This window comes from Pedobacter ginsengiterrae, assembly GCF_039537385.1.
Lineage (GTDB): Bacteria > Bacteroidota > Bacteroidia > Sphingobacteriales > Sphingobacteriaceae > Pedobacter > Pedobacter ginsengiterrae.
Genome location: NZ_BAABAK010000001.1, coordinates 47604 through 60885, shown reverse-complemented (window position 1 = coordinate 60885; position 13282 = coordinate 47604). Strand labels below are relative to the sequence as shown.

At 35.3% G+C, this 13282-nt stretch carries 7 protein-coding genes and 1 tRNA gene; 5 read left to right on the top strand and 3 right to left on the bottom strand.

The features are described 5' to 3' along the window. Positions 1-102: 102 nt before the first annotated feature. Positions 103-176 (bottom strand) — tRNA-Arg (locus ABD692_RS00250). 295 nt (positions 177-471) lie between these two features. Between ABD692_RS00250 and ABD692_RS00245 the strand changes: the two genes are divergently transcribed. From ABD692_RS00245 to ABD692_RS00225, 5 genes are all read left to right on the top strand, one after another. Further along, on the top strand, positions 472-2937 hold the full coding sequence (locus ABD692_RS00245; RefSeq protein WP_344764028.1) for a TonB-dependent receptor: 2466 nt from the start codon (positions 472-474) through the stop codon (positions 2935-2937). 120 nt (positions 2938-3057) lie between these two features. After that, positions 3058-3498: a PaaI family thioesterase gene (locus ABD692_RS00240; RefSeq protein WP_316758731.1), complete on the top strand. Its 441-nt coding sequence runs from the start codon at positions 3058-3060 to the stop codon at positions 3496-3498. Between the two features lie 163 nt (positions 3499-3661). Then, positions 3662-3841: a hypothetical protein gene (locus ABD692_RS00235; RefSeq protein ID WP_344764026.1), complete on the top strand. Its 180-nt coding sequence runs from the start codon at positions 3662-3664 to the stop codon at positions 3839-3841. Positions 3842-4027: 186 nt separating this feature from the next. Further along, positions 4028-7222, top strand: a complete 3195-nt coding sequence (locus ABD692_RS00230) for a SusC/RagA family TonB-linked outer membrane protein (protein WP_344764024.1) — start codon at positions 4028-4030, stop codon at positions 7220-7222. Positions 7223-7233: 11 nt separating this feature from the next. Beyond that, positions 7234-8661 carry a SusD/RagB family nutrient-binding outer membrane lipoprotein gene (locus ABD692_RS00225; protein ID WP_344764022.1) on the top strand — a complete coding sequence of 476 codons (1428 nt, stop codon included), beginning with the start codon at positions 7234-7236 and terminating at the stop codon, positions 8659-8661. A 125-nt stretch (positions 8662-8786) separates the two neighbouring features. Here ABD692_RS00225 and ABD692_RS00220 read toward each other — a convergent pair whose 3' ends face one another. Both ABD692_RS00220 and ABD692_RS00215 read right to left on the bottom strand, forming a co-directional pair. Further along, positions 8787-10058: a nucleoside recognition domain-containing protein gene (locus tag ABD692_RS00220; protein ID WP_344764020.1), complete on the bottom strand. Its 1272-nt coding sequence runs from the start codon at positions 10056-10058 to the stop codon at positions 8787-8789. A gap of 113 nt (positions 10059-10171) precedes the next feature. After that, positions 10172-13030 carry a S9 family peptidase gene (locus tag ABD692_RS00215; protein ID WP_344764018.1) on the bottom strand — a complete coding sequence of 953 codons (2859 nt, stop codon included), beginning with the start codon at positions 13028-13030 and terminating at the stop codon, positions 10172-10174. Positions 13031-13282 lie beyond the last annotated feature (252 nt).

The window sequence follows — 13282 nt, the reverse complement described above, 5'->3', positions numbered from 1 at the left end:
AGCTAGCAAAATAAGCACGAGTGAGAAAACTATTGCTGAATTTGTAGTGATCGTTTTATAAATAAAAAACCCTCTTTAAAATTAATTAAAGAGGGTTTTTAGTACCCCGGAAGGGACTCGAACCCCTGACCCTCGGTTTAGAAAACCGACGCTCTATCCAGCTGAGCTACCGAGGCCCATTTTTTTAACGTGTGCAAATATAGAAGTTCTATTCAATAAGGAGAAATAAATTTTAATTATTTCAGCCTATTTCAGGATAAAAAACCAAGAATTCTTATAAGTAATTCAAAACTAATTAATTACCTAGACACTTTTTTTTGCTGTTTCTAAATGTAAAAATGCTTTTAAACGCTTTTTCTGCTTTAAGCATATTTTTCGAAGATAAAAGTTGTGGAGAATAATAAAAATCAAGTTTAATTTGATAAGTTTAAAATTAAATTTAGATTTGTCTAAAAATAAATTTAGATAAATATGAATCCCTTTAAATATCTCTTATGCCTTTCTCTAATTGTATTTCTTTCGGGGCTGGCAAATGCCCAGGTTGGGATTTTAAAAGGTCGGGTAACATCTGCTACAGAAGCCAAAGAAAACATTAGTGTTAAAATCCTGGGTTTGAATAAATCTGTAAAAACAAATCAGATAGGGCAATATACCTTTGAGCAAATTCCTGTAGGTAATTATGAGGTTGTTTTTAGTGCAATTGGTTATCAATCAAAAAAGGAGCGGGTTACTATAGATAAGGATGATCAGCTGTTGGATATAGAAATTTTGCTAAGCGAATCTAGTTTGAATGATGTTGTGATTACGGGCGTTAACCGTGCTACAGAATTGAGAAAAAGTCCTGTACCCATTGCCGTACTTTCACAAAAAATCATGAATCAGAGTGTAAGTACGAATCTTATTGATGCAATTGTGAAAGGTATTCCTGGAGTATCAGCCGTAACAACTGGGCCAAATGTTTCGAAACCCTTTATCAGAGGATTAGGTTATAACCGTGTACTCACATTATATGATGGTTTAAGGCAAGAAGGACAGCAATGGGGCGATGAACACGGAATAGAGGTAGATGAGTATGGAATTGCCCGAGCAGAAGTAGTTAAGGGCCCGGCAAGCCTAACCTACGGCTCTGATGCATTGGCAGGAGTTATTAATATGATTCCCTATAATCCTAATTTTGATGATGGAAAACTGAAAGGTGATTTTACACTAAATTATCAAAGCAATAATGGCATGGCGGGTTCTTCATTGGGTTTGGCATATATTAAAAACGACTGGAAATATACATTTAGGGCAACTGGTAAAGCTGCACACAATTACTACAACAAGGTTGATGGCTATGTTTATGGAACAGGTTTTAGAGAATATAATTTATCGGCGAGTGCCAGAATAGATAAAAAATGGGGCTTTTCAAAAACTGCACTTACATATTATGATAACCTAATGGAAATTCCCGATGGGAGTCGCGATTCGCTAAGCCGACGTTTTACCAGACAGATTTTTGATAATGGAGATGATATTAAAAACCGACCAATTGTTCCAGAGGATGAGTTGAAAAGCTACACCCTAAATCCCCTTCATCAGCACATTCAACATTATAGGTTTTACAATTCCAGTCAGTTTAAATTAGGGAATAGTGATTTAAATGTTTTAATTGGAGCACAACAAAGTGTAAGACGCGAATATAATCATCCAACTGTTCCAGCACAGGCGGGTTTGTATGTTGTGTTAAATACTTTAAATTATGATTTGAAATATAACCTGCCAGATTTTGCTGGAATTGAAAGCACTTTTGGAGTGAATGGAATGTTTCAGAGCAACAGGAGTAAGGCAGCAACCGATTTCCCGATTCCAGACTACGATTTGTTTGATATTGGCGCATTCTACTTTGCTAAAAAATCTCTTGGAAAAGTTGATATCTCTGGTGGCATCCGTATAGATAGAAGAAACATCAATTGGAATAATTTTTATGTTGGAACAAATGCACAAACAGGTTTTGGTCAACAAGTTACAGCCAATACTCCTGGAGCAGAGCTTCAGTTTCCATCTTTTAATAAAAACTATTACGGTTTATCAGGAAGTGTGGGCTTAACCTATAATCTTTCAGAGAAATTGTTGATTAAGGCAAATTTAGCAAGGGGCTACCGTGCACCAAATATTACCGAAATTGGTTCTAATGGTTTAGATCCTGGTGCACACATTGTTTATTTAGGAAACAGAACTTTTAAGCCCGAATTTAATTTACAACAAGATCTCGGCATTATTGCTTATTTAAAGGATGCTGATATAAGTATAGAGGTTTTTAATAATAGCATCCAGAATTATATCTATCAATCGCGATTAACCGATGCGGCTGGTAATCCAGTTGTTATTGTGCCAGGGAATTTAACATATCAATACCAACAAGCAAAGGCGAGGCTGTATGGAGCCGAATTGAGTATTAATTTACATCCATCGCAATTAAAATGGTTAACTTTTAACAACAGCCTTGCTTATGTAGTTGGTTTAAATAAAGATGAATCTTTGTTAAATCAACATGGCCAAGACGCAAAATACCTGCCTTTTATACCGCCTTTACAAATTCGTTCTGAAATTAAGTTGACAGCTCAAACCACAAAGGGAACTTTTGATAAGCCTTATATTAAGTTTGACGCGGTATTTAGTGCAGATCAGAATAGATTTTATGCTTTAGATGATACGGAAAGTTTTACCGCTGGATATGGCTTACTTAATGCAGGGTTAGGTTCTGGAATCCGATCGAAATCGGGTAAAACCATCTTAGATATTTTTATTCAGTGCGATAATATTTTTAATACGGCTTATCAGTCTAACTTAAACCGTTTAAAATATTTCGAATATTACAATTCATCGCCCAACGGCCGTTCTGGAATTTACAATATGGGTAGAAATATAAGTTTTAAAGCGATTATACCTTTTTAAACATACATATAACACGTAATTTGGAAGAATGGAACATCAGTAAATGTGTTAGCGAAAAATATCCTCTACTGAAAGCATTCTTCCTCCATAGCACTTCCTTCTTTTTATTACCTTTATCTTATGGAAGAATCGTTAAGCGAACAAAGGCTAAATTTTTTAAGACAATCAATCGGAAAGGTTATTTCAAATTCGCCTTCTAATTTTATGAATTGGCTGGCTCCAGTTTTGGTTAAAGCAGAAAACGGTATTTTGATTTGTAAGTACACCATCCGTAAGGAGATGACAAACCCTTATCAAATTTTACATGGCGGTGTTACTGCAGGTATAATTGATGATTTAATTGGCGCTACCGTTTTTACTATGGGCCTGAACGATAGATTTACTACAGTTAATAACTACATAGATTATTTTGCGCCAGCAAAAGAAGGCGATGAGGTTATTGCTGAAACTGCAATCGTAAAAAGAGGGAAAACAATCTTAAATCTTCAGTGCGAGATATTTTTACCGTCAAAAAAGCGTTTAATTGCTAAAGGCTATTCCAACATGTTAAACATAGGTTAAGCTTTTTTTAATGATAAGGTAAAAAGTTATTAATTCCTTTAAATTAACGAAACATTCTCGTTTTAAATTTGTTATAAATTAACCAAAAATATAATGAGCCATGTTAGAAAATTATTCCACCCTACAATTTATTGTTCGAGGCAAAATTTTTAAGGGATTTTGCATGCGTATTAACGATGATTTTCATGAAACTTATGCTGTAGTTTTAGATGGTTATCACTCTTTCTGTGTTTGGTTAGATGATAAGTCAGCAAAATGGCATGCTTCAAAGAATGTAGCGATCGATCCTGATGCTATCGATGAAATTATAAGTAGAATTTCATTTCCACCGCAAACATCTTAAATTTCTGTAACGAAAAAGTTGCCGAATAATTATTGAGTTATTCAGCAGGTTTATGCGGTATTATGCAGTAATTTCTTCTCTAAAAGAATGATTATAGTTTGTTATGTAGGTTTTAATAGACTGCAATTAGGTTAAAATTTGTATTTTAAGGCAACTTAAACAAATCACTAACCTAAATCTTTCATTATGATTAACAAATTTTTACTAATTCTGTTAGGGATTTTGACGTGCCATTCTGTTTCCTTTGCCCAAACTTCGATAAAAGGCAAAGTTACAGATGATACAAACGTCGGAATTCCTGGTGTAAGCGTAATGGTAAAAGGAAGTACCACTGGTGCTTCTACAAGCAATGATGGAACGTATTCTATATCCGTTCCTGCAAATGCAACTACGCTCGTATTTACTTCTTTAGGCTTTGCTACTCGCGAGGTTGCTATTGCAGGTAAAACTCAAATTGATGTTAAATTAGCCTCAAAAGACAATGATCTTGATGAGGTTGTGGTTACCGCTCTTGGTATCAAAAGATCACAAAAATCGTTAGGCTACTCTGCCCAGCAAGTTGATGGAAACAATTTGTCGCTAACAAAAGAGCCCAACGTAATTAGCGCATTGGCAGGTAAAATAGCTGGCGCTCAGGTTACGGGTTCATCTGGAGCAAGTATGGGTGGCACACAGAAAATTAAAATAAGAGGGGTTAACTCCGTAACTGGAGGCGGACAGCCATTAATGGTTGTAGATGGAACACCAATTTCTAATTCCAATTTTAGTAGCTCAAATGGTAACGGTGTAGATTATGGAAATGTTGGCCAAGACATAAACTCCGATGATGTAGAAAGTATTAATGTGCTTAAGGGACCTGCTGCTTCAGCACTTTATGGCTTAAGAGGGCAATACGGCGTAATTTTAATTACTACAAAAAAAGGCAAAAAAGGCGCTAAACGTGTAGAAGTAAGTTTAAATTCGGCATTGTCGGTAGAAAATGTTGCCAACTTTATGCCAGTTCAAAACATTTATGGGGTAGGTAATAATCAAACCTTTTTAACTTTTTCAAACGGAGAAAAGTATGTAAATGGTAACGATGAGAGCTGGGGGCCAAAAATGGATGGTACGCCAGTAAGAATGTTCTATAGCTTTTATCCTCAAGATCCAGATTTTGGAAAACTTACTCCGTTTGTTCCTCAACCAAATAATATTAAAGATTTTTATGAAACTGGCTTTAACGCAAATAATGGTATTACGCTAACAGGTTCTAACGAAAGTTCGGTGTTTAGAATGAGTTATACCAATGCCTATATAAATGGAACTTATCCTAACTCATTCTTAAAAAGAAATAATTTTAGTTTAAGTTCTTCTTTTGATATTACCTCAAAATTAACCGTTGGTGCAAATGTAAATTATGCAAATAATAACGGTCAGCGTCCTGTTCAGGGTTATCAAGGATCTTTTACAGGGGCTAGTCAATGGTTTCAACGTAATATTGATATCAACCGATTAAAAAATTATAAATATGCGGATGGAACAATATTAAACTGGAATGTAAACCCAAGTACGTCGGGCACTTCTTTAGGTACCATTGTTTCAAACCGACCATCAGATTGGAATAACCCTTATTTTGATGCTTACGAAAATTTAAATCTTGATAATCGTGATCGTTTATTTGGCGATATAAATTTAGGTTATCAGGTTTTACCCGAACTAAAACTAAGTGGATTTATCAGATCGGATAGATATACTCAGAATATTAATAGAAGAAATGCACTTGGTGGCCGTTTAGATGAAAGCTATAGTACAGGGAAATATCAAAATATAGAAACTAACTACGAGTTTTTAGCGCAATACAGCAAAAAGTGGAATGATTTTGATTTCAACTTAAATGCAGGTGCAAACTTATTAACACAAAAATATGATTATGTAACCTCAACAACGAGTGGAGGTTTATCTTCTCCTGGATTTTACAGTATTGAAGCATCTATCGATCGCCCATTAAGTTATTCGTATTTGAGAGAAAAAGAAGTGAGAAGTGTTTATGCAATGGGATCTTTTGGTTACAAAGACACTTATTTTGTTGATGCCTCAATTAGAAATGATATTTCTTCGACCTTGCCTGATGATAATAATTCATATTGGTACCCATCAGTTTCTGGAAGTTTTGTCTTTAGTAATCTGATTAAATCAAATACACTTTCCTTTGGTAAATTAAGAACATCATATGCTATCGCAGGTTCTGATTTATCACCTTATGAAACAGCCATAAACTACACAACAGGAACGGTTTATAAAGCTCAGGCTAGCACAGTTACTACAGGTTATGTACCTGATAAACTGAAAAATCCAAATATCAAGCCCTCATTTGCAAATTCATTTGAAGCTGGTTTAGAATTGAAATTTCTTAAAAACCGGGTTGGTTTAGATTTTACTTATTACAAACAAAGAAACAAAAATCAAATTATTGATTTATCTGTTTCAGGAGCAAGTGGTTTTACCAGTACAGTTGTTAACGCTGGCGATATTCAAAACCAGGGAATTGAATTGGTTTTAACAGGTAAACCAATTGTTTCGAAAATATTTGAGTGGAATGCAACGATTAATTATGCTAGAAATAAAAGTAGAATTAATGAATTATATCCAGGCATTAATGTTTACCAGTTAGATGCGAATGTTTATTCGAGCCAAACTGTATTTTTAAATGCAACCGTTGGACAACAGTTCGGCACATTAGTTGGTCCAGGCTATAAACGTAGCGCTGATGGACAACTGTTGATCGGGGCTGATAATTTGCCTGTACAAGAATTAAATAAGGATTTCGGAACGGTTGTGCCGAAATTTACGGGAGGTTTTGTTAACAACTTTAGAATCTGGAAATTCGATCTGGGTACAATGATTGATTTCCAAAGTGGCGGAAAATTCTTTAGCTGGAGTAAAATGTTATCAGTAAAATCAGGGCAGGCTGAAGAAACTGTTGCCCTAAACGGGAACGGTGTTAATGTTCGTGAGCCTTTAGCTAATGGCGGAGGTGTTTTAGTAAGTGGTATTTCACAAGCTACAGGTTTGCCAGTTTCGAATTATGTAGACGCCAGAACATATTTCAGAAATAAAATTGCTACACAGATTTACGAAGAATGGCTTTACGACGCAACTTATATTAAACTAAGAGAAGTTAGCTTAGGTTATACTTTTGATAAAGCAACCTTTAAAAAGATGCCATTTAAATCGTTAAGAGTAGCTGCTATAGCCCGTAACCCGATAATGATTTATCAAAAAGCACCAAAAGGATTAGACCCTTCGGAGCTTTCAGCTGGTAGTGCATCCATTAGCTGGATAGAAAAAGGAGAGCTGCAAACGGTTCGTTCTTTTGGATTTAATTTGAATGTTACTTTTTAATCTTCTCAAACATGAAAATATTTAATAAAAAAACATATTTAGCCCTACTTTCTCTAGCCTTAATGGCTAATGGATGTAAGAAATTTGATTCTAGTTTAAGTACTGACCCAAATAATCCTGCTACACTTTCCAGCGTTCAGTTGATCGCAAATGCGGAGTTTTCGCTACCTGATATTAGTTCCTCACCGTATGGGGTACATTATGCTCAGCATTTATCCTTAACTGCTTTCCCAGATAATAGTCGGTTTGTATCTACAAATTTTAATTTTTATAGTTGGTACTCAGGTCCATTGAAGAATCTGGAAGAAGCTATTGCAAACGCTAAAAATTTGAGTGATGGACCATTGGCAAACCAAAAGGCTGTGGCGAAAATATTGAAAGTTTATTTTATGTGGTTTTTAACCGATAGATGGGGCGACTTGCCTTCATCGGAATCTTTAAAAGGTTCTGCGAACTACACACCTAAATACGATAAACAACAAGATATTTATAACCAATTGTTTATTTTGTTGGATGAGGCCAATGCAGAAATTGTATTAACTAACGGTAATATTAAAAATGATATTGTTTACAATGGAGATATTACGAAGTGGAAGAAATTAGGTAATACAATTCATATGTTAATGGCGCTGCGTTTATCAAAGGTAGATGCTGTTAAAGGGAAAGCAGAGTTTTTAAAGGCAATGGCCAATGGGCCAATGGTTGCCAATACAGATAATCTGGTTTATAATCATCTTGCTGAGCAAGCGAATGAAAACTATTGGTTTAATTCTTTTAGTCGCTTAGGAAGAAACTGGTACGCTTTGAGTAATACATTGGTCGATTATATGAAACCTTTGAATGATCCGCGATTACCCGTTTATGGAAATTTAAATAGTTCTGGAACTTACGGGGGATTAGAATTTGGCAAGGCTTCGCCAACTACTGCTGATATTAATAATTCGTCGCTTTTAGGAACTGCATTACGCCAACAAAATTCACCTGTAACGCTTGTAACCTATTCGCAATTATTATTTGCTATGGCCGAAGCAGCAAAAATTACCTGGTTGCCTGGTGGAGATGCCCAAGCTCAAACTTATTACAACAGCGCAATAACCGAGTCAGTAAGACAATGGACTGGTTCCATTACTACAGTGCCAGCATTTTTGGCGCAACCAGGTGTAGCGTATGATGCTGTTGATGGTTTAAGGAAAATTGGATATCAAAGGTGGGTTCATTTATTTCTAAATGGTTACGAAGGTTGGTCAGAATTTAGAAGAACTGGATTCCCTGTATTAACCTTGCCAGTAGGAATAAACGGTGGAATTATGCCTCGCAGAGATGGTTATCCAACTCAGGAACAATCTAATAACAGTGCAAATTATAATGCAGCTGTTGCAGCATTTCCTTACGGTGGTGCAGATGGTTTAAATACTAGAGTTTGGTGGGATAAACCTTAATTACTTAACAAATTTTAAGTCAACCGATTTATAAAACAAAATGCTTGCTCGATTATTCGAGCAAGCATTTTTTGTTTTGCATCAATATCTTCTAAAAAAAATCTGTTATGATAGAAATCCTTGTGTTATCCGAAGAATAAATAAGCTAAACCTATGGCAGTACAAACGCCAACTAAATCGGCCAGTAACATTGCGCCAACTGCATATCGGGTATTTTTGATACTTACCGAACCAAAATAAACAGCAATTACATAAAAAGTGGTATCAGAAGCACCCTGAAAAACACCAGATAATTTACTTGCGAATGAATCAGCACCATAAGCCGTCATCGTATCAACCATCATTCCTCTGGCTGCACCGCCACTTAATGGCCTGATTAAAGCAGTTGGTAAGGCCTCAACAAAACGTGTGTCTGCTCCAAGGAAAACAAATAAATTTTTAATACCCATAATTACCACATCAAAAGTTCCGCTGGTGCGTAACATACTGATTGCTACCAGCATGCCAACTAAATATGGAATAATTTTGATTGCTGTTTCAAAACCATTTTTAGCCCCATCAATAAAGGCATCAAAAACATCAACTTTTTTATAAATTCCTCCTAAAACAATAAGGAGAAAAACAAAAAGAATAAGCCCGTTACTTAAAAGTCCTGAAAACGATTTAATTCCAGCTGCATTTAAAGAAGTTACATAAAAAACTAGTAGAGCTATTACGATTGAAATGCTTAACACCCAACCAATAATTACAGGTTGGAGTAAATTTATTTTTTGTTTAAATGCAACAATTAACATCGCAGACATGGTGCCAACAAATGTTACAATTAAGCAAGGAATAAAAACATCAGTTGGGTCAGAAGCATTTTGAGAGGCACGGATAGCAATCACACTTACTGGAATAAGACATAAGCCTGCAGCATGAATACATAAAAACATAATCTGAGCATTAGAGGCTGTTTCTTTATTAGGATTAAGTTCTTGTAAACTTTCCATTGCTTTTAAGCCAAAAGGCGTAGCCGCATTATCTAAGCCTAACAAGTTTGCAGAAAAATTCATGATCATGTGACCCATTGATGGGTGGCCTTTCGGTATTTCGGGGAAAAGTTTTGAAAAAAAAGGGCCTACAATTCTCGATAGTAAACGAATTCCTCCAGCTTTTTCTGCAATACTCATGAAACCCATAAATAAGGCGAGTATACCAATCAATTTTAAGCATAACTCCACTGATGTCCAGCAAGTTTCTATTATGCCATTTACCTTTGTTAGGTTTGTCGGATCATCTGCTTTACCAATCACCATCCAACTAAAAATTTCAGTTTGCCCAAAAAAGATACATTTAATTGCAGCTACAAGAATCGCAATAACTATAAATCCAGACCAAATTCTGCTTAATGCCATTTATTTGTTTTGTTTAGTTTATAAGTTGAAAATACCTTTTTTACTCGAAAGTCCATAATCGATAAATTTAAAATTATCAATTATGGACTTTTGAAATTAGCTTTTAATTTGACTTAAGGTTTATCGTCGGTTAATTCAAATCCCCAGGTTTTACCTTTTTCGGTTGCAGGGATACCATTAGTCATCCATGCTGGCGCTTTAGCACCTTTTAGATAGTAATCGAAAAATTGTTGCTCGCGAATTTGAATGTCTTTACGGTTTTGGCGTTGAACCAGGTTATGAGCTTCACCATTATAGTTTAGCATCCATACTGGTTTACCCAAACGGCGCAGGCCTGTAAACATTTCAATACCTTGATACCATGGCACAGCTCCATCGGCATCGTTTGCCATAACTACAACAGGTGTATTTACTTTAGGAAACATAAATAAGGGTGAGTTTTCGGTATATAACTCTGGTTTTTCCCAAAGGGTAGCACCAATACGGCTTTGTGTTTTTTCGTATTGGAATTGACGGTTCATACCACTTTCCCAACGAATACCACCGTAAGCAGATGTCATATTTACAACTGGCGCACCTGCCCATGCAGCAGCGTACATATTATTTTGTGTAATTAGGTAAGCAACCTGGTAACCACCCCAGCTTTGTCCCTGAATACCAATTTTGCTACCATCCACCCAACTGTTTTTCTTTAAATTTTCTACTCCCGAATTGATAAATTCTACTGCAGATTGACCTGGATGACCAGTTGTGTATGAAATGTCTGGTGCGAAAACTAAATAACCATTACTCACAAAAAATGAAATATTTAATCTTGATGGAGTAGGAGCTGGCGCCTGATAAGAATATAATCCATCAGAAAGTTTTTCGTAGAAATATACAATCATTGGATATTTCTTTGAAGGATCGAAATTTTCTGGCTTATATAAAATACCTTCAGATTGATAACCTTTTGGAGTAGTCCATTTTACTAATTCTGCTGTTCCCCAGTTGTAACTTGCTTGTTGTGGGTTAGTGCTTGTTAATTTTGTTTCAGTTTTGAAATCGTTTGTAACATAAACATCAGGCGAGGCTACATAATTTCCTTTATCGAAAATATAAACATCAGCATCCTTAGCTTTCAATAAATTAGAGTATTTAGCTTTGCCCATCACCACTAAATCAGGATTTTTTACTACACCAACATTTTTGCGGTAAAAGCCATTTTCTTTTGTTAAAGTATTAAAACCACTTAACCAAACCAACTCATTTGCTTTTACAAACTTAGTATCTGCACCACGTTCAAAACGATTGTCTTGTTGCGCTCTTTCGTAACGCAATGCAATTTTATTATCTCTGCCGAAGTTATTAGTAATATTTTTTGGCTGACTTTTTCCGTCTGGCGAAAAGGACCAGATATCATATCTATCGTAAATTAAAACAGACTTATCACCTTCGGTCCACGTAGCAATGCCGTAAGCTTTCGGCGTATCTGGAACATCGTTTTCCTCATCGGCAAACTTAATCGCCATGCCATTATTTAATTGAGAAACTTTTCCAGTAGCAACATTGTATGTAAACCAGTTCGAAGTATTTTCATCAAAATAGATTACATAATTGCCCGCTGGAGATGCCGAAGCATTACCATTTAATTTTTCAATAATTTTTTTACGCTGACCAGTTTTGGTATCAACTAAATAATAATCTCTTAAAGTAGAACCGCTCCATTGAGATTCTACTCTGCGACCAAAATCCGTAGAAGCTAAAACAAAGTTTGCATTACCATCGCTCACCATATTTGCATCAGGTAAAGATAAATCCGTTAATGGGATAACTTTTGGATCATTGCTGTAAACATCTATAACAGAAAGAAAACTTCTTTTACCGTCTCTATCTGCATTTTTAAGTTGCATTGGTTGCAAATAATCGTCTTTGTAATTCCAAACATCAACTTTTGCAACTTCGAAATCTACAATAGTGGTATCTTTTGCCTTTTTAATAGGCGCAATACCGAAAAATAATTTTTTTCCGTCTTTACTAAATGAAACTCTTCCATCACCACTAACCGACCATTTAGCTGGTAAACCTGGCATATCATAATCAACTATAGTTTGTGCAGTATCAAGCGTTAAAGAATTGTAGTAAATATTAAAATCTTTAATTTCTTGTTTTTCAGGACTTTGTTCTCCTACAAACGCCAGGTGCTCGCTCTCATCATCAAAAGTAAATCCTTTAAAGCTGCCTTTACCTTTTACCAAAGTCTTAAGCGTTCCTTTTTCTGTATTTAAAAGGAATACACCTTGAGGTGCAGATTTATCTTTTTTGGAACCACTACAAGCGAAAACCAGTTGTTTCCCATCTTTGCTGAACGCATAGTCAGTAACATACTTATAGGTTTTATCAGCGTTAGTTAATAGATTTTTGACAATCAGATCAGTTCCTTCGTCTTTTTTAGGACCGCCAGCAGGTTCATCGTCAGCAAAATCCGTTTCCGAATCTTTTTTAGGTGTAGTAGTAGCAGCTTTTTTTGCAGTATCTAATTTATCTAATTGATAGGCCATATAGCCAAAGCCAGTTTCTGGAAATTTAAAAGACTTTACTCTTGCAATTTTAGTTACCGTATTCGAAGTTAGATTTGCTATACCCAAACTATCTTTTGGCATTGCATCGGGTTTTGCTTTTTTAATTTTTGCCTGGCGTAAATCTTTATAAAAAGGTTTTATTAGAAAGGCAGCGAATTTCGAATCGTTGCTAAACTGGCCCAGAGAAGCTCGCGGTACCGTTAGCTTTGCGTTTGTTTTTAAATTTGTGATATATAAAGTTGCATCACCTTCTTGTTGTAAAACACTGTATAAAGCCAATTGGCCATTGTTTGATAGTTGCTTTGTACCTATTGATTCCCATGTATCATAAACTTTATGATCCAATGGTTTTTTTTGCGCACAGGCAAAGCTGACAACGAAAAACAGAATAATTGTTAGTCCTTTTTGCATTTTATGAATAAATTAATTTGTTGGTTGAGATTCAATCCTTAAAAATTGCAAAATTTTGTCTTAATAAAAAAGATGTACGTCAAATATTACAAATAAACGCAGTCTTTATTCAATTCGGGATGTTGAATAAATTTATTTTTTGATATACTAACTCAATTCCTTAACGCCAAAAGCGATTTTATTAATCAGGGGATATTAAACCAAAAAGCCTCGATTGCTTTTAAACAATCGAGGCTTTTGATATATAAATAA

Excerpts from the sequence above, each read along its gene's own strand:
- ABD692_RS00245 (WP_344764028.1), top strand. The coding sequence starts at position 472 with ATGAATCCCTTTAAATATCTCTTATGCCTTTCTCTAATTGTATTTCTT.
- ABD692_RS00240 (WP_316758731.1), top strand. The coding sequence starts at position 3,058 with ATGGAAGAATCGTTAAGCGAACAAAGGCTAAATTTTTTAAGACAATCA.
- ABD692_RS00235 (WP_344764026.1), top strand. The coding sequence starts at position 3,662 with ATGCGTATTAACGATGATTTTCATGAAACTTATGCTGTAGTTTTAGAT.
- ABD692_RS00230 (WP_344764024.1), top strand. The coding sequence starts at position 4,028 with ATGATTAACAAATTTTTACTAATTCTGTTAGGGATTTTGACGTGCCAT.
- ABD692_RS00225 (WP_344764022.1), top strand. The coding sequence starts at position 7,234 with ATGAAAATATTTAATAAAAAAACATATTTAGCCCTACTTTCTCTAGCC.
- ABD692_RS00220 (WP_344764020.1), bottom strand. The coding sequence starts at position 10,058 with ATGGCATTAAGCAGAATTTGGTCTGGATTTATAGTTATTGCGATTCTT.
- ABD692_RS00215 (WP_344764018.1), bottom strand. The coding sequence starts at position 13,030 with ATGCAAAAAGGACTAACAATTATTCTGTTTTTCGTTGTCAGCTTTGCC.